Source organism: Thermococcus sp. (assembly GCF_027023865.1).
Taxonomy (GTDB): Archaea; Methanobacteriota_B; Thermococci; order Thermococcales; family Thermococcaceae; genus Thermococcus.
Genome location: NZ_JALVUC010000012.1, coordinates 14,585 through 30,947, shown reverse-complemented (window position 1 = coordinate 30,947; position 16,363 = coordinate 14,585). Strand labels below are relative to the sequence as shown.

At 56.1% G+C, this 16,363-nt stretch carries 22 protein-coding genes and 1 pseudogene; 3 read left to right on the top strand and 20 right to left on the bottom strand.

The features are described from left to right. Window positions 1-81: 81 nt before the first annotated feature. Complete coding sequence (locus MV421_RS03885) at window positions 82-210, bottom strand: hypothetical protein (protein ID WP_297503488.1); 129 nt, start codon at window positions 208-210, stop codon at window positions 82-84. Between the two features lie 64 nt (window positions 211-274). Here MV421_RS03885 and MV421_RS03880 point away from each other — a divergent pair, with 64 nt between their 5' ends. Then, window positions 275-838: a nitroreductase family protein gene (locus MV421_RS03880; RefSeq protein WP_297416827.1), complete on the top strand. Its 564-nt coding sequence runs from the start codon at window positions 275-277 to the stop codon at window positions 836-838. Here the strand turns inward: MV421_RS03880 and proC are convergent. The 15 genes and pseudogenes from proC to MV421_RS03805 form a co-directional block, all read right to left on the bottom strand. Continuing rightward, window positions 835-1,614 carry a pyrroline-5-carboxylate reductase gene (gene proC, locus MV421_RS03875; protein WP_297416825.1) on the bottom strand — a complete coding sequence of 260 codons (780 nt, stop codon included), beginning with the start codon at window positions 1,612-1,614 and terminating at the stop codon, window positions 835-837. The genes MV421_RS03880 and proC overlap by 4 nt on opposite strands. A gap of 5 nt (window positions 1,615-1,619) precedes the next feature. After that, window positions 1,620-2,402 carry a hydrolase gene (locus MV421_RS03870; RefSeq protein ID WP_297503490.1) on the bottom strand — a complete coding sequence of 261 codons (783 nt, stop codon included), beginning with the start codon at window positions 2,400-2,402 and terminating at the stop codon, window positions 1,620-1,622. Then, window positions 2,392-3,402: a histidinol-phosphate transaminase gene (hisC, locus tag MV421_RS03865; RefSeq protein ID WP_297503492.1), complete on the bottom strand. Its 1,011-nt coding sequence runs from the start codon at window positions 3,400-3,402 to the stop codon at window positions 2,392-2,394. The genes MV421_RS03870 and hisC overlap by 11 nt, the downstream gene beginning before the upstream one ends. Continuing rightward, a pseudogene (hisIE, locus tag MV421_RS03860) lies at window positions 3,399-4,027 on the bottom strand (bifunctional phosphoribosyl-AMP cyclohydrolase/phosphoribosyl-ATP diphosphatase HisIE). Before hisIE ends, hisC begins: the two are co-directional and overlap by 4 nt. A 9-nt stretch (window positions 4,028-4,036) precedes the next feature. Then, the gene (gene hisF / locus MV421_RS03855; RefSeq protein ID WP_297416816.1) at window positions 4,037-4,795 is read right to left on the bottom strand and encodes an imidazole glycerol phosphate synthase subunit HisF; all 759 of its coding nucleotides are present in this window, start codon (window positions 4,793-4,795) and stop codon (window positions 4,037-4,039) included. Then, window positions 4,777-5,475, bottom strand: a complete 699-nt coding sequence (gene hisA, locus MV421_RS03850) for a 1-(5-phosphoribosyl)-5-((5-phosphoribosylamino)methylideneamino)imidazole-4-carboxamide isomerase (protein ID WP_297416813.1) — start codon at window positions 5,473-5,475, stop codon at window positions 4,777-4,779. The genes hisF and hisA overlap by 19 nt, the downstream gene beginning before the upstream one ends. 1 nt (window position 5,476) lies before the next feature. Next, window positions 5,477-6,073 (bottom strand): imidazole glycerol phosphate synthase subunit HisH, encoded by a 597-nt coding sequence (hisH, locus tag MV421_RS03845; RefSeq protein ID WP_297416811.1) that lies wholly within the window; start codon window positions 6,071-6,073, stop codon window positions 5,477-5,479. Then, the gene (gene hisB / locus MV421_RS03840; protein ID WP_297503494.1) at window positions 6,070-6,606 is read right to left on the bottom strand and encodes an imidazoleglycerol-phosphate dehydratase HisB; all 537 of its coding nucleotides are present in this window, start codon (window positions 6,604-6,606) and stop codon (window positions 6,070-6,072) included. The genes hisH and hisB overlap by 4 nt, the downstream gene beginning before the upstream one ends. Then, window positions 6,603-7,730, bottom strand: a complete 1,128-nt coding sequence (hisD, locus tag MV421_RS03835; protein ID WP_297416803.1) for a histidinol dehydrogenase — start codon at window positions 7,728-7,730, stop codon at window positions 6,603-6,605. The genes hisB and hisD overlap by 4 nt, the downstream gene beginning before the upstream one ends. Further along, window positions 7,720-8,328 carry an ATP phosphoribosyltransferase gene (hisG, locus tag MV421_RS03830; RefSeq protein ID WP_297416800.1) on the bottom strand — a complete coding sequence of 203 codons (609 nt, stop codon included), beginning with the start codon at window positions 8,326-8,328 and terminating at the stop codon, window positions 7,720-7,722. The genes hisD and hisG overlap by 11 nt, the downstream gene beginning before the upstream one ends. Further along, window positions 8,325-9,209 carry an ATP phosphoribosyltransferase regulatory subunit gene (locus MV421_RS03825; protein ID WP_297416797.1) on the bottom strand — a complete coding sequence of 295 codons (885 nt, stop codon included), beginning with the start codon at window positions 9,207-9,209 and terminating at the stop codon, window positions 8,325-8,327. Before MV421_RS03825 ends, hisG begins: the two co-directional genes overlap by 4 nt. A gap of 241 nt (window positions 9,210-9,450) precedes the next feature. After that, window positions 9,451-9,900: a dual specificity protein phosphatase family protein gene (locus MV421_RS03820; protein WP_297503496.1), complete on the bottom strand. Its 450-nt coding sequence runs from the start codon at window positions 9,898-9,900 to the stop codon at window positions 9,451-9,453. Further along, entirely contained in the window at window positions 9,901-10,239 is a 339-nt protein-coding gene (gene metG, locus MV421_RS03815; protein ID WP_297416945.1) for a methionine--tRNA ligase subunit beta, read from the bottom strand. Between the two features lie 26 nt (window positions 10,240-10,265). Beyond that, window positions 10,266-10,937 (bottom strand): carbon-nitrogen hydrolase family protein, encoded by a 672-nt coding sequence (locus MV421_RS03810; RefSeq protein ID WP_297416948.1) that lies wholly within the window; start codon window positions 10,935-10,937, stop codon window positions 10,266-10,268. Window positions 10,938-10,939: 2 nt separating this feature from the next. Beyond that, complete coding sequence (locus MV421_RS03805) at window positions 10,940-11,467, bottom strand: hypothetical protein (protein ID WP_297503498.1); 528 nt, start codon at window positions 11,465-11,467, stop codon at window positions 10,940-10,942. Window positions 11,468-11,558: 91 nt separating this feature from the next. Here MV421_RS03805 and MV421_RS03800 point away from each other — a divergent pair, with 91 nt between their 5' ends. Beyond that, complete coding sequence (locus MV421_RS03800; RefSeq protein WP_297517874.1) at window positions 11,559-12,485, top strand: hypothetical protein; 927 nt, start codon at window positions 11,559-11,561, stop codon at window positions 12,483-12,485. A 123-nt stretch (window positions 12,486-12,608) separates the two neighbouring features. After that, window positions 12,609-13,745, top strand: coding sequence for an MFS transporter (locus MV421_RS03795; protein ID WP_297517871.1), 1,137 nt, complete (start codon window positions 12,609-12,611; stop codon window positions 13,743-13,745). A 107-nt stretch (window positions 13,746-13,852) separates the two neighbouring features. Here MV421_RS03795 and MV421_RS03790 read toward each other — a convergent pair whose 3' ends face one another. From MV421_RS03790 to MV421_RS03775, 4 genes are all read right to left on the bottom strand, one after another. Beyond that, window positions 13,853-14,446: a class I SAM-dependent methyltransferase gene (locus MV421_RS03790; protein WP_297416959.1), complete on the bottom strand. Its 594-nt coding sequence runs from the start codon at window positions 14,444-14,446 to the stop codon at window positions 13,853-13,855. Window positions 14,447-14,497: 51 nt separating this feature from the next. Next, complete coding sequence (locus MV421_RS03785; protein ID WP_297416961.1) at window positions 14,498-15,349, bottom strand: CPBP family intramembrane glutamic endopeptidase; 852 nt, start codon at window positions 15,347-15,349, stop codon at window positions 14,498-14,500. A gap of 95 nt (window positions 15,350-15,444) precedes the next feature. Further along, window positions 15,445-16,071, bottom strand: a complete 627-nt coding sequence (locus tag MV421_RS03780) for a CPBP family intramembrane glutamic endopeptidase (RefSeq protein WP_297503665.1) — start codon at window positions 16,069-16,071, stop codon at window positions 15,445-15,447. Next, on the bottom strand, window positions 16,064-16,363 hold the full coding sequence (locus MV421_RS03775; protein ID WP_297416967.1) for a transcriptional regulator: 300 nt from the start codon (window positions 16,361-16,363) through the stop codon (window positions 16,064-16,066). Before MV421_RS03775 ends, MV421_RS03780 begins: the two co-directional genes overlap by 8 nt.

The following is a 16,363-nucleotide window of genomic DNA, read 5'->3' as shown; positions in this document are numbered from 1 at the left end:
CTGTCCGCTTCATTCCAAGGTATGGTATGGCTCTTAGGTTTTAAAACGATTTGCTTTCCTCTTTAAGGGCCGTTGGGCGGTTTACTGCATCCCCGCCCTAAAGGACAAGGCTTTCAAGAGAAAAATGGAATTGCTCTCCCCGTACCACTCAACAATCCCCACAACGAGCAGGATGATGAGCACAGATGACAGGAGATACCTCCGCCTCATCGAAGTGAGTTCGCAAGAACCGTAAAAGCCTTTTGGGGAAAGGCCAATTCTGTACGGTGATATCATGCGCGTTCTCGAGCTGGCGAAGAGGCGGAAGACCGTGAGGCAGTTCCTCCCCGACAAACCACCCAAAGATGACCTTCTAAAGGCGATAAACGCCGCGAAGGAAGCTCCTTCTGGAATGAACGCCCAGCCCTGGCGGTTTGTCGTGGTCGACGACGACTGGCTTAAGGGTAAAATAAGGGGGCTCTGCGAGGCGGAAGAGGAGAAGTTCTACGCAAAGACCAGGGGTGACCTGATGGCATGGCTGAACGCCAAGGGGTTCAGGCCGGAGAAGCCGTTCCTGAGTGACGCACCATACCTGATCCTCGTCTTCGGGCACACGAAGGCCCCATACTGGCTCCAATCAACGTGGATAGCAGTCGCCTACCTGCTTCTAGCCCTTGAGGAGCTCGGCCTCGGAACGGTGACCTACACGCCGCCGAACCCGAAGCCCATCGAGGAGCTGCTGAAGGCCCCACCAGAGTACAAGCTCCAGACCATCCTGCCAGTCGGCTACCCGGCTGATCCAAAGCCAAAATACGAGAGGAGGAAGCTCGACGAGGTCGTAAGCTTCAACGGATTTTAAGTCTTCTTCGAGAGTATCCTTGACTTTTTGGTGGCCGCGTCCACCGCCTTCATCAGGGCCGTCCTTACCCTTCCCTCCTCAAGCTCAAAGACGCCGTCTATGGTCGTTCCACCGGGAGTTATCACCCACTCCCTCACCTCGGCCGGATGCTCATCCGTCTCCATCAGGAGCTTCGCAGTCCCCAGCAGGGTCTGGAGGGCGGCGAGCCTTGCCGTCTCCCTTGGGAGCCCAACCCTCAGTCCGCCGTAGACCATGGCCTCAAGGAAGACCGTGACGTAGGCCGGTCCGGAGCCGCTTAGCCCTGTTATTGCGTCCATATGCTCCTCATCGACCCGGATACAGCGCCCGAAGGCGGAGAAAAAGCTCTTGATCGTCTCCAGGTCATCGCCCTCAAGGTCTGTCGCGTAGGCAGTGAACGACTCCTTAACGAGGATTGCTATGTTCGGCATCGCTCTGACGGCTTTAGCATCCGGGGCCTTTCTCCTGATGTACCCCAGCCCCACACCCGCGGCAAGGGATATTAGAAGCTTTCCCCCGAGCTTTTCCCCAATTTCATCTAGTACTGCCCCGACCTTACTCGGTTTAACCGCGAGGAAAACGGCCTCGGCCCATTCTGCCGCCTCCGTGTTGTCCCGTGTGAGCCTCACGCAGTATTCCTCAAGCCATTTAACCTTCTCCAGGTTCCTCCTGGTGGCCACAACTTCGTGGCCCGCCTCACTCAGGGCCCTGGCCACGGCACTCCCTATGGTTCCGGCACCTATAACCGCTACCCTCATAATTTTCACCCCCGTTCGCTTAGAGAGTTTTCGGACAGAACGTCCGACCCTGCGGCAGTCTTGTTCAGAGCAAGAATTTCTTCAATTGCCTGATTAACGTTGGAGACGTCCCTGCCAACCATGATGAAATCAAACTCCCCGTATTCCCTGCGGTAGTTCTCCACCAGAAGCTCATCGTTACGGGTGTCACCAATGTAAACCCCATACTCGCCACCGACCAGCTCCCAGAGGGCCCGCGGATCCGGTTTCAGGTAGAGCTCCCTCGTGATCGCGCGCTTAAACCGGTACCCGATAATCTCCTCGGCAAGCTTCAGTTCAAGCTTGCTCCTCCCTGTCAGGACTCCGGTTTTGTACCTCTTTTCCAGCTCACGGAGGAGACCCCTCTTAACTATGGGCTTTTCCTTCCTCCACAGCCCGCGCGATGGGAAGGCCATCCCATCGAACTGCTCCCCCAGGTAGAACGTGTTGAAGACCCTCTCCACATCCTCTGTCTCAAGGCCTATCCCATACTCATCACGTATTTCCCCAATGGTTACTCCATCCGGGAGGCTCTCTATCCTCCCAAGATCCCCTGCCAGGGCCAGGATTACGAGGGCCTCACTGACCTTGAAGTCGTCGCCAAAGGAGCCCTTTAACCTGAGCTTCCTGACGTGATCCAGACATACCACCTCCCTTCTGCCGAGGATACCAAGGAAAAACTCCGCCGTTAGCTTGGTGGCAATATCGTAGCTCTCCCGTACGTCTATGAGGACTCCATCAACGTCAAAGACCACCCACTTATACCCCATCCGCGAACTCCTCCAGAGCGTTTATCAGGGCGTCGTTCTCCCATCTCCTGCCGATGGTGACCCGGATCATCCCCCCAAGCCTTCCGCTCAGTTTTCTCACGACTATTCCCTTTGAGAGTAGGTAGCCGTGAGCATCCAGCCTTATCAGCAGAAAGTTTGCGTCGCTCGGGTACGAGTAGTCCCTGAGCCGGCAGTAAACCCTCTCCCTCTCCCCAACTATCCGCCTCACCGTCCTTTCCACGAGGTCGTAGTGTCTGAGGAGGACGATGGCGGCGGTCATTGAAAGGGAGTTGAGGCTGAAGGGGGACTTTATCCTGTAGAGGGTGTCTACAACTTCCTCATTCGCAATCAGGTAGCCCAGCCTGGCCCCCGCGAGGCTGAAGGCCTTTGAAAATGTCCGCAGCACCATCAGGTTGGGGTACTCAAACACCAGCTTCCACAGGCTCTTCCCTGCAAACTCGGCGTAGGCCTCGTCGAGAACCACCGGCGCACCGCTCTCAAGGACTTTGACTATCTCCTCCTCAGGCTGGAGGTTTCCCGTGGGGTTGTTGGGTGAGGCTATGAAGACCGCAGCGGCCCCCTGCGACTTCTCCGCGATTGAACCGCCGTCGATCGTGAAGTCCTCCCCTAGAGGGACATCAAGAACCGGGATCCCTTTTAGCCGGGCGTAGAAGGAATACATCCCGAAGGTCGGCGACGTCGTGACCACGTGACCCCCCTGGAAGAGCCCCACGAGGTAGCTGAGCAGCTCGTCACCCCCGTTGCCCACCGCCACGTTCTCAGGCCCGATGCCGTAGAACTCGGCTATCGCTTCTCTGAGCGGCATCGAGGTTATGTGAGGGTAGCGGTTGAAGGGAACCTCCCTGAGCTCCTCGAATATCTCCTCCTTGAGCCACCCGGGAACGTCATAGGGGTTCTCGTTTTTATCCAGCCATATCCGGTAGTCCCCCTCAACGACCCGGTATGGGGGAAACTCAAGGAACTCCTTCCTTATCTTCATCCCCTCCGCCTCCTCAGCTCCGCCATGACCTCACCAAGCGGGATGTTGTTGTAGGCCAGAAGGACGAGGAGGTGGTAGAGCATGTCAGCGGTCTCGTAGACTATCCCCTCCCTGCTCTCAGCCACGAGAACCTCGACAGCCTCCTCTCCAAACTTCTTGTATATCCTCTCCCTCCCCTCGGCGAACAGCTTTGAGGTATAGGAGCCTTCAACGGGTTCTTCCCTCCGCTTCCGTATCAGCTCCTCCAGCTCCCGGAGTATCGTGAGGGAGTAGTCCATAGGGAGCACCCTCTCGGGCTCCCCAAGCTTCCTGTAGAAGCAGGAGTAGTTGCCCGTGTGGCAGGCCGGCCCCCTCGGCTCGACCACGAGAAGGATGGCATCGTTGTCGCAGTCTATCCTGACCTCTCTGACGACCTGAACGTTGCCGCTCACTTCTCCCTTCATCCTGACCCGCCCCTGGGAGCGCGAATAGTAGTGGGCGTAGCCGGTCTCAAGGGTCCTCCGAAGGGCCTCGGCATCCGTGTACGCCAGGGTGAGAACGTTTCCCTCAGTGTCCTGAACCACAACGGGGACTACCCCCCTCCTTTCTCCCAGTCAACCTGGCCTATCAAGTTCTCGACGCTCATCGTACCACCTCAGTAGTCCAGTCTAACGGGAACACCCCTTTCGGCCAGGAACCTCTTCAGCTCGCCGACGGTGTATTCACCGTAGTGGAATATCGAAGCCGCCAGCGCGGCCTCTGCTCCCGCCTTGAAGGCCTCGTAGAAGTGCTCAGGTTTTCCGGCTCCTCCTGAGGCTATGACCGGGATGTCAACCTCCTCCACGACCGCCCTCGTCAGCGGGATGTCAAAGCCTTCCTTCGTTCCATCCGTGTCCATGCTGGTCAAAAGTATCTCGCCGGCACCGAGCTCCTCCACTCTCCTGGCCCATTCAATCGCGTCCATCCCCCGCGCCTTCCTGCCCCCGTGGGTGTACACCTCCCAGTACGAGCCGTTCCATTTGGCATCTATCGCAACAACGAGGTTGGCAGAGCCCACCACACTGGCCGCTTTTCTCACCACTTCGGGATTTTCCACCGCCGCGGTGTTGAGGAAGACCTTGTCTGCACCGCCCTTGATTATATCCCTTATCCCCTCCACGGTTCTTATACCACCTCCAACGGTGAAGGGGACGTATATTTCCCCAGCGATTTTCCTGACAAGTTCAAGGAGGATTCCCCTTCTCTCGTGGGAGGCGGTTATATCGAGGAAGACTATCTCGTCTATCCCCTCCCGCTCGTACCTCCTGGCGAGCTCCACGGGGTCTCCCGCGTCCCTTATGTTCCTAAACCTGATGCCCTTGACAACCCGGCCGTTCTTTATGTCCAGCGCCGCGATTATCCTTTTCGCAAGCATTCCGCCACCTCCAGAAGCTCCTCAAGGGTTACGAGGCCTTCATACAGAGCTTTCCCAACTATAACTCCAGAAAACCCTATTTCGACGAGCCTTCTCAGATTATCGGCGCTCGAAACTCCCCCGGCGTAGATGAACTCCTCGCTTTTCCAGAAGCGCTCGATTTCCTCTATTCCCGTCAGCGTCCCGTCCCTTTCAACGGACGTGTAAACGAACCTGTTCACGTAGTCCCTCAAAAGTTCGTAGGCCTCTTTGACGTCCATCCTGCTCTCAAGCCAGCCCATGACGGAGACCCTTCCGCCCCTTGAGTCCAGGCTGACGGTTACTCCCTCGAAGTCGTCAGTTACCTCCCTGAGGAACTCTATGTCGAACGCCTTCGTGCCTATTATGACGTTCTCCACCCCGGCTTCGTAGGCCCTGGCAACGGCCTCGTAGCTCCTCAGACCCCCGCCAAACTGGACTCTCAACCCGGTCTCCTCGATTATCCTCTTTACAACGTCGAGGTTCCGAGGAAAGCCCTCGAAAGCCCCATCTAAGTCAACGATGTGGATCTTGTTCACCAGCTCCGCGAAGCGCTCCGCTATCATCACGGGGTCGCCGTAGACCTTAACGCTCTCCCTCCTTCCCCTGTAGAGCCTCACGGCCCTTCCATCCATCAGGTCTATGGCAGGGTAGACCTCCATCTCAGAGCCCCCTGAAGTTTGCCATGACTCTGAGCCCGTTCTTCCCGCTCTTCTCCGGGTGAAACTGCACCGCGTAAACGTTGACTCTGCAGACCGCGGAGGTGAAAATTATCTCTTTCCCCCTCGACCCGTAGTCGGTAACGCCCGCGATTATCTCCTCCCTCTCCGGCAGGGCGTAGTAGGAGTGGACGAAGTAGAAGTACGCTCCGTCTTTTATGTCCTCAAAGAGAGGGCAGTCCCTCCTCTTCCACAGCTGGTTCCAGCCGATGTGCGGTGTCCTAACGCCTCTGAACCTGACCACCTCCCCCCTGAAAACCCCGAGGCCGGGCTTTCCCGGGCTCTCCTCGCTCCCCTCAAAGAGGAGCTGGAGGCCCAGGCATATCCCAAGGAAGGGCTTCCCATCGTTTATGGCGTCGAGTATGACGTCCCTGAGCGGTTCAAGCCTCCCCATGACGGCCCCAAAGTTCCCCACACCGGGCAGGACTACCTTCTCCGCCCTCTCTATCTCGTAGGGGTCGCTTGTAACCACGCCCCCAAGGGCCTTCCTCACGTTGGCGAGGTTGCCTATGCCCAGGTCAACAATGGCTATCAATTTCACACCTCCAGCAGTCCCTTCGTGCTTTTCAGCTCCTTCCCCTCCATCACCGCTTCCCCTAGGGCAACCCCAAGTCCCTTGAATGCGGCTTCGATGATGTGGTGCGCGTTGGTGCCCGCCAGCTGCTTAACGTGGATAGTGGCCCTCAGGGAGCGGGCCAGCCCCCAGAGGAACTCACGGAAGAGCGCCGTGGAAAATCCCTCCTCGGATTCGGCGGGAGATACCTCCAGGTTCACGTAGGGCCTCCCGGAGATGTCAACCGCGACGATGACGAGGGCATCATCCATCGGCATCACAGAGCTTCCAAAGCGGGCGAACCTCTCCGGGAGCTTGGAGCGGAGCTCCTCCCCAAGGGTTATTCCCGTGTCCTCCCAAAGGTGGTGCCTCAGGTCGTAGGCCGCGCTCACCCTGATCTCCCGCCCCATGTAGAAGGACATGGCCGTCAACATGTGGTCGAACACCGCGTCCCCGGTCTTCACTCCGCCACCGGCATCGAGCTCTACCTCTATCCTGGTCTCCCGGGTCTCCCTCCTCATTTCCTCACCTCCATGCTCTCCCTGTGGAAGGCCATTCCCTCTATCTCCGCCAGGCGGATGCCCAGCTCCCTCTCCGCGAGGAACTCCCCTCTACTCACCTGAGCGACGCTTATCGGCTTCATGAAGTCCCTCACCGTCAGGACACCGCTGAACTTCGCCGTCCCCCCTGTGGGAAGGACGTGGTTGACGCCGAGGAAGTAATCCGCCGCCGGCACCGGCGTGTAGGGGCCGAGGTAAATCGCACCCGCGTTCTCGATCAGGTCAACGAGCTCCATCGGCCGGGCGGTGATTATCTCAAGGTGCTCCGGCGCTATCTCGTTGGCCTTCTCGGCGCACTCCTCAAGGGTCTCGCAGAGCATGACCTCTATTCCCTCGCGCGAGCAGTAGGCCGCGAGCTCCTTCGACGTCGTCAGGAGCCAGGCCTTGCTGTCCCTCCCGTGCTCCAGCTGGCTGAGGAGGTCGGCGAGCACGTATTCCTTCTCCGCACTTCCGTCCGCTATGACGGCTATCTCCGAAGGGCCGGCGAGGCTGTCTATGCCCACCACCCCAAACACCTGCCTCTTGGCCTCGTTGACGAACCTGTTTCCAGGCCCGAATATCTTGTCCACCTTCTTCATGCCTATCCCGTAAGCCATCGCCCCTATCGCCTGGACTCCACCGAGCTTGTAGACCTCCTCTATGCCGAGGAGCCTGGCCACGTAGAGGACATAGGGGTTCACCTTTCCGTCCTTCGGGGGGATTGTGACTGCTATCTCCCCGACCCCGGCCACCCTGGCGGGGACCCCCACCATCATCAGCGTCGAGGGGAGCGGCTTCCCACCGGGGACGTAGATGCCTATCCTCCTTATCGGGCGGTACATCAGGCCGTAGAGGGAACCGTTCCGGATGAAGAGTCCGTCTTCTGGCTTCTGCCTCTCGTGGTAGGCCCGTATGCGCTCGATTGTTCTCGCTATTATCTCCATGTCCCTCTCCGGGATCAGCTTTTCTGCCTCCTCAAACTCCTCCTCGCTGACCCGGAAGGGCCCACCGTAACTATCGAACCTCTCCGAGTACTCCTTGACGGCCTCCAGGCCCCTCTCCCTTATGTCGGCCAGCATCCCCGACACGTACCTCTCAAGATCCATCCCTAACCCTCCTGAGCCTTTTAACCAGGTCGTTTATCTCCTCAAACCTCACCTTCTGAGCTATGCGGTTAACGAGGAGCAGGGCTGAAACGTCCATTATTTTCTCGACCTCCACGAGGCCGTTTGCCCTGAGCGTGCTCCCGGTCTCAACTATGTCCACTATGGCATCGGCTATCCCGGTCACCACCGACAGCTCGACACTGCCGTTGAGCTTTATGATTTCGACATCGACGCCGAGGGATTCGAAGTAGGACCGCGCTATCCTCGGGTACTTGGTCGCTATCCTGAAGCCATCCATCTCGCCGGGCTCAATGACCCTCTCCTTCGGCATTGCAACGCTCATCCTGCACTTCCCAAAGGGGAGCTCAAGGGGAACCAGAACGTCGCTGCCCCTCTCCTCGACGACGTCGCTGCCAGCTATGCCGACGTCTATGCCGTGTTCGACGTAGACCGGGACGTCAAAGGCCCTGGCCAGGAGAACCTTCCCGTCCGCCGAGACGAGCTCCCGACCCCCCGGCGGGGAGAGCTGGAGCCCGGCTTTTCTCAGGTACTCCAACGAGGGCCCGAAAAGGCGTCCCTTTGCGAGAACGAACCTCATCTTCTCACCTCCACGGGGATTCCAAGCTTCACGAACTTTCTGGCCTTCCTGTACGCTTCACATGTGTCCTCGGCAGCGACAAGGGCCCTCTGCCGCTCTTTTCCGGAGTAGAGTTTTGAAATTGCCCCTATGTCAAGGTAGAACCCGGCAGCCTTTTTGGAGCCTATCGAGTACTCCCCCCCACCCCCGAGGGGCCTTCCAAGCTTGGGGGAATAGATTTCAAAGATCAAATCGGTGTAGTATGGCAGCGGCCTGACCGTGCCGAGGTCTATGAAAACCCTCTCATCCCCGATTAGTCTAACGACCCTGTCGAGCTTCTCAAAGCTGCTTTCCCGCCCCCTGAAGTTGAAGAGGTTCCACAGCAGGTCTTTCTTCTCCCGGGTTATAGGAAGCCTCTCAACGAGCTCAAAGTTTCTCCGTGTCAGGGCGGTGAAGACGACTCCCTGGAACTCTGGAATATCGGAGATGGCCTCCTTCCACACGGAGAGGCTCCCCACGTCGACGTAGAACTCCTCTATTCCCAGCGCCTCCATGGCGGTTATGGCCACGAGGATCGGCTCAACGGAGAGCTCCATGCCGTCGAAGCCTATCATCTCGACTCCTGCCTGCCATTCTCCCCGTATACCCCCGTTGAGAACCTCCGTTATGTAAAACAGTCTCATAGAGCTGTCCGCAAACTCCTTTATGATTCTCGAGGTGGGGTCAGGGTTTATGAGGTAGAACCCATTGTCGTACGCGAACTTGGTTCCCTTCCTGATCCCCCCGGAATACTCCTCGATGGTCGGGAAAAGCACCTCACGGTAGCCCCACAGCTCAAAAACATTTCTGAGCCTGTTGCTTATCTCAGCTAACCTAAGGTAGTCTTCTATTGTCCTTTTCAAGAGAACACCCCCTGAAAAACATTGGTTCTAACCAGCAACCCTGGAAAGGTCCCGTCAGAAGAGATGATGATGGCGGTAGCTCACCCTGCAGTTAACAAGTCCAAAGGCACTTCCCGCAAATCCGAGATTCCCTCTCCCCATAGGTATCACCTGCCCCCCTTCCCTGAGGGGTGTATATAAACCCATCGCAACCTTTTCTGTCAGAATGCCTCAAAATGTGGAAAATCCGGGAAAGATATGGTCACCTTTTCAAAAATTCTTGGAGCTCCCATAAAACCTCCATCTGTTCGTCGCTCTCGACGGCACCGGGCCTCAGCGAGCGAACCCTCCGGAGGGCTTCACGCAGGGAAAGGTTCTTCGAGTACATGAGCCAGGCGACCGCGATGGTCCCACTCCTCCCTAGGCCTCCCATACAGTGAACGAGGATCCTCTTCCCCTGCCTGACTCTGGCATCGATCCAGCGAAGGATTTCGAGGAGCTGGCTGAGGCTTGGGGCCGTAAAATCTTCTATCTGGCTGTGGAGAACCTCAACTCCCCTCTTCTTCCATTCTTCGAAAGGATACGGAAGTTCGAACTCCTCGACAAGGACAACAACGGCGTCGAACTCCTCAGCCACTTTGCCCAGCTCGCTCCTCGTTGGCATCCGAGAGAAGGCCACGTTGTCATCGACGAACCTTGCCGAGGGCCACATTCACCACACCTTCGTTCCACCAGGCACCTCGTCGGGAATCGGGAGGAGATAGACCTTCCCATCTTCCGTCTCCGCAACGATCAGCATCCCCCTGCTCTCGACGCCGGAGAGCTTCTTGGGCTTCAGGTTGAGGACGAAGACGAACTTCTTCCCTTCAAAGTCCTCCGGTGAATACTGGTCTGCTATGCCACTGATTATCGTCCGCTCCTCACTTCCAAAGTCAACCTCAAGCTTAATGAGCTTCCGGGTTCTCTTCAGCCTCTCGGCCTTCTTCACGAGGCCGACCCGTAAATCAAACTTCCAGAACTCATCAACGTCGTAGAGCTCCATCGAGTCCACTGGGGACAATTCGGCGGCAATGTATTTTAGGGTTGTCCCTCCCAGATAAGGGCCTCCTCTCCCTCGGCCGAGGCGAGCAGGGTTCCGTCAGCATCGAAGACCCAGGCCCCGCCCGGCGGGTAGCTGTTGACTATGAAGGCCTTAACGCCGAGGAGCTTAACCCGCTTGGCCATCGCTTCAACGTCCCCCGCGTCCGGCTTCCCGTAACCCGGTGAGTACTCCATCGGCACGAAGAGGTAGTCCGGCCTTTTCCTTCTCACCCACTTCAGGATGCGCTTGTTGTAGAGGTCGCCGCAGAGGATTAGGGAGACCTTGCCGAACTCCGTTTTTGCAGTCCTGACCGTGTTGCCGGTGCAGAACTTCATCGGCTCCTGAAACTTGCGGTGTTTTAGGAGAACCTCGCCGTCCCTGCCGATTAGGAGGGCTGAGTTATAAACGCAGTTTCTGTAGGGCTCCAGAAGGCCAAAGACGACATAAACACCTTTCTCCCTCGCGAGCCTGCTCACCCGCCCGATTATCTCATCGTAAAGCCCCGCCCCGCTGAAGTTCCACTCCACAAAGCCTGTGAAGCAGTACTCGGGGAAGACTATGAAGTCAGGTTTATGTGCTAGGGCCTCGCTGAAGCGCCTTTCGAATTCTTCCCAGTTGGCGTTGAAATCCCCGGTTTTGACACGCATGGGGATTAAGACTACCCTCATTATCAAACCTCCAGCTTCTCAGAGGTCTGGAAAATCTTCTCAACGAGCTCCTCAGGTAGATCGCCCGGGTTCTGGTATTCCGTTACGTTCTTCATGAGATTGTCGAGTTCCTTGAGCGTTTCAAGGTTCTTCTCGATGAGGACGTTTCTCGTCGTGGAGTTGCCGAAGCTAACTACTTGAAGAAACAGATGGTAGTTGGACGTGGCCGAGAACATTAGCTGAAACCTCCCATCATCCGTGTATGCTTGGAGGAGGTCGAAAGCCTCTTTAAGGTGTTCTACCCTGATGGAGTACGCGTAGGCATGGGAGATTATGAGACCATCCGAAGCGTTCTCGCGGAGTAGGTACTCAAAGGTTCCGCCGACATCTGAGAGTCCTCTGGCGTCTTTCAGACCATCTATGTAAAGGACCATTAGAAGGCTCTCCTGGTCTTTCCGGCAATTCCACAGGGAATATGAAGAAGCGAACAGAGCTAGGAGGAGCAGAAGCACTAGAAACCCGGTGAAGTTTTTCCTCTTCATCCCTGCCACCCATTTACTACTAACCGGCAAAAATTTTAAAACCTTTGCCATGGTTCTTTAAGGAGAATCATCAAACCATCAACAGGCGGGAGGGTTCTGGATGAAAACCTACTCCTTCGGCGTTGAAACGATTCCGGCTTCACTGGCTGGCGACCTGCTCATTGGGAGTGTCCACGACGGAAAGAATTACAGAATAATGCTCGCGAGGTTCGAAGGTGAGGAGATAGTGGAGGTAAAGTTCATCTCCGGCGAAAACGACTGGGAAGGACATAGTGCGGCGAAGCTCAAGGATAGCTACCTCATCGGCGGTGCCGTCGAGGGGAAGGCAACTCCCGACGGAGGCGAGGGCTGGAAGGGCTATGTAGCGAGGCTCGACAGAAACCTCAAAGTCCTCTGGGAGAGGAAGCTGGAAATCCTCGGCAACGAGTGCGTTTACTCGATCCTGCCAGCAGGGGACGGGACCCTCATAGCGGGCGAGACCTCCCACAGAGAAAGCAGGGGCTTCTTCATGGGGAGGATTACAGAGGACGGCGAACTCCTCTGGCTCAAGAAACTCGGCCCCTGGGGCGATGCCGTGATTTCCGGCCTGGTTGAACTCGATGGAAAGCTTTTCCTCGTCGGGAGCTTACGGGAGGAGAAGTGGAAGGTCAAGACGTTTGAGTTCACTGAAAACGGGGAATTGATAAAGGAAAGCGAGCTCGCGGAGGGAATCGCCCTAACGGCCGCCAAAATGGACGGAAAAATAATCCTGGGCGGTTATAAAGGGAGAGACCTCCGGGTATGGGGTGGAGACTGGGAGGTAACGCTTCCAAACGGCGTGGCAACCTCGCTCCTGCCAATTGAGAACTGCCTCATAGTTGGGGGTGAGGTCGAGGGAAAAGCGGCGGTGATAAAGGTTAGGGACGGTGAAATCCTCTGGAAGAGAGAACTCTGGGAGCGTGGCTGGGTCGAGGTTTTGGGTGAGGAGGTTGCACTTGGGGTTAGGGAGGAAGAAGGGGAGACAATTATGGCTATTGAGAAGGTTTAGGGGACCATCTGCCATGAGACGCATCGTCCTCAGGGTCGGGATTTGTAAGAGACGATGAAGTTCTCTGGATCCGGGCCTCGGTCTCTGGGGTGACGCCATGATACAACCCAGGGGGTGACAACGTTGGATGTAATACAGAGATACAAGCTCCTATTGGCTTTGCTCAGCATAGGCTTCATTGGGAATCTCATTGTGGTTTATTACCTAATCAAGGGCTTTTCCTACGGCCAAATCGGTATAGCCACCTCACTGGGCGTCTTGGGGGCTTTTCTCTTCGAGGTTCCAACCGGGATCGTGGGTGACAGGGTTAGCAGGAAGCTGAGCGTTCTGGTAGGCTTTTCAATCCACGCTCTTAGCACGGTGGTCTTGATACTGCTATCGAACTTCCCAATGCTCCTCCTCTACTCCCTCCTTGCCGCACTTGGGGCGGCCTTCGTGAGTGGAAGCCTGCAGGCATGGCTCTTCGACAACCTGAGGCACCTTAAGAAGGAGAAGGAGTACCGGAGAATAATGAAGGATGCAAAGAGCATAACCGTCCCCCTATCCGCGGTTACTTTGATAACAGGCGCTTTCCTCGCCCAATTCTGCGGTTTTATCCTTCCTCTCTTTCTGAGCCTTGTCGTTGAGCTTTCGGCGGTGGTTTTGGTGGCCACAATACCTGAGTACGACTTTCAGAGGATCGATAAGGGGTACCTCACCCATGCCCTCGGCTCGTTCCGCGAACTTGTAAAACCGCGGCTCTTCTGGCTCATCTCACTCTCAATAGTCGTGTCCCTGCAGACTAATCAATTCAGGAAGTTCTTTGAACCTTATCTCGGGGAAGTCCTATCCAGCTACCTAGGAACGACCCTGATCGGCACACTTAGCCTCCTTGGTGTGGTAGAGGTGACGGTTAGAACGCTTCCGAGGCTGGTAGGTGTTCGCCTGCCTGATTCGTGGAGTCTGAGGCTTTACTTACTAGCCCCGCTGGTCCTCCCAATCCTGACTGTTCTCTCTGCAATTTATACGAACCCGATTTGGCTCGTCCTCCTGGGCATAACCCTCACCGTCATCAGCACTGCCTTCGGCTTCAACATCTCAGTGGAGCTACAGCACAGGATTCCCAGCGAGGCGAGGGCGACGATACTTTCACTTGACCGGATGGTTGCCGCTGTTATCATGGCATCATTCTACGCTCTTTACGGGTTCGCCGTTGATGCCCTTGGCCTTAAGGAAGCTCTGCAGCTTACCCACCTGAAGGCGGAAGTTGGGGAAGAGTAGTCACCATTGCCACTGTTTTTCATTGTTAAATATTTAGGGTTCCATTGAACCGGCGAAGGGCAGGTTCAACGCGTTTTCCAGAAAGGGGAAGAGGAGTCCACGAGGATTTAAAGAAGAACGGGAAATATCTCGGCAATCCAAACGTACCGATTAACCCGTCCAAAGCTACATTGGAGGTCAAGCCTTTCGCATAGCTCCTTCAGCTCATTGACCGTCGCAAAGTACTCGTCGAGGACTTCATCAAGGATACCATCTTCCTTCCCAATCTTCAGCTTTTCTCCCTCCGATTCGAACATGACGTCACCGATGACAATTTTCCCTTCGGGCTTCAGAACGCGGAGCATCTCCCTCAGTGCGACCCCCTTCTCTTCATCCGGCACGTGGTGGAATGCGTAGGTGCTTATCACGGCATCGGCCGCCCCCTCCGGCAGCGGGACCTTGAGGAAGTGCCCGTCGAGGGGCTCAAAGCCGTGTTTTTCCCGGAACTTCGCCCGCATCCCGCGGGAAAGCTCAACCCCGATGTAGCGCTCGCATTTGAGAAAGCACAGGATGTTGCCCGTTCCGCAGCCGATGTCCACAACTGTCCCGCCGACTCTCTCCGCCACAAGCTTTAGAACCTCCTCGTAATCGGCGTGAATCCAATCCTCCCTCCCAACGTCATCGTCGTAGGTTTCGGCCCAGGAATCGAAGTCCCACTCCACGCGCCCCACCACTTATATGCAGGGAAGTTCACTCATTAATCTTGCGGTGAATTACTTCTCTTTGGCCCCTAAAAGCTTCAGGCCGAGGTAAACGACGCCCAGCATCACGAGGGTTATTCCAATTCCCCAAACGATGCCCTCGCCCGAGTAAATTCCTCCCAGATACTCAAGGATGGGACTAAGCTTCCCCCTCAGAAGAACAAGGGGTAAAAAGGCTAAAAGCACGGTTGTCCCCACTGTGACCCTCCTACGGTTCTCGTACTTCATGTAAGCCCACGGAATCATGTTGTCGAGCCAGTGAATGGCCATGACAACGAGCAGGCTTTTCGTGTAGATGTAGGTCAGTCCAAGTACGAAACCCGTCAAAGTGTTTGAAAGGAGCACCATCCACTTCCGCTCTGGATGGGCGAACTTGTGGGCCAATCCGAAGAAAAGGGAGATGGCCACGAGACCTGCGAGGGGATTCCAGAGGGCTAAAAGGCCAAGGAAGATGTAGCGGAAGACGAGTTCCTCTGGAAGGGCGGCGCTTATGATCTGGAGGAGCGCCGCCTGTTTGAAACTCATGCTTTTAACAAACTCAACTTCCTCGTTACCGTTCGCTTCGGGGCTTGCCGGCTTTTTGAGCCCAAAGATGACCGGAACAAAAGTCAGAACGCTCAGGGAGAGGAAAATAAGGAAGTAATCAGCCGGAAAGCTCCAGCGGACAAAGTAGAGGCTGGGGTATACGATGGTTATCAGTGCGGCAAAAAGAAGGGTGAAAATTGACATCGCTATCCAGTAGCCCGTGATCTCCCCAAAACACCTTTTAAAGGCCCTTATAAAGCCGCCGAGGTAAATTCCGTGCGTTATATAAAGCAGGAACGCTAGGATGAAGATTCCCAGAGGGCCCATTGGCATCCCCATTACTCCAGTACATAGTTCTTTCTTAAAGTTTTTGGTAGGAATCCGGGCGTTCTCCGTGCTTTTAGCCCTCAACTCAACTAAAACCCAGAGGACAATCAACTCCGTTGTCCAATCCTTAAATGGGCAATTAAAAGTCCTCCAAAGTTCGCCGAGGAGTGAAAGGTGAAGGCCGTGAGGAGAGAACCGCTCAGGGCGAAGAGGTACGCAACGGTCACTCCCATAACGAAGGCTCCGGCCGTAACGAAAGTCCTCTCTCCAAGAGAGGTCTTTTCAAAGGCCATCCAGTGTGGCAGCGCAAAGAGAACCGCCGAAAGGATAATCGCGCCCCAGAGGTAACCGTGGCTTAGAAGGTAGCTCTCAACTAAACCCCTGTTGAGGGCTTCCTCGGCGAGAGGGGCAAGGATGAGTAGGAGCAGGACCCTCCATGGGAGGCCCTCCGGCAGGAACTCCGGCACCTCAACCCTTCGTGTCAGGAGTTGCTCAACCCAGTTCAGGAGAAGTGAGAGGGAAAATCCGAGGAGAACCGCCTGCAGAAGATACAACGGTCTGAAGCTAAGCGGGATTTGGAGGAATGCAATGAGAACAAGCGATAGAATGAGGAGTGTCCCCTGCATGCCCGTAACCGCGAAGGTCTTTCCTCTTTTTACCAAAAGGGAAGCAAGAGCAGAGGAAGGGGCGAAGACCGCGAGCCAGAGCATTACTGCATGGATGTAATCAATCACCGCCCACCACCTCGCGGAGGATTCTCATGGCTTTCTCCAGCTCGTCCGTGCCCCTCTCGGTCAGCTCGACGAACTTCCTTGGCCTTTTGCCGAAGCCGTAGTAGGTTCTCACGAGGCCGGCCTTTTCAAGTGCCTTGAGGTGGAACTCCAGGTTCCCTGGGGTGAAATTTAAGGCCTTGGCGAGCTCGATGAAGGTCGTCCTCTCGCGGGATAGGAGGTATAGGGCTATCGCTAACCTAGTCGGGTTTCCGAGCGGTGAATCTGCCAGCTCCCTGAGCCTCTCGACCTTCAT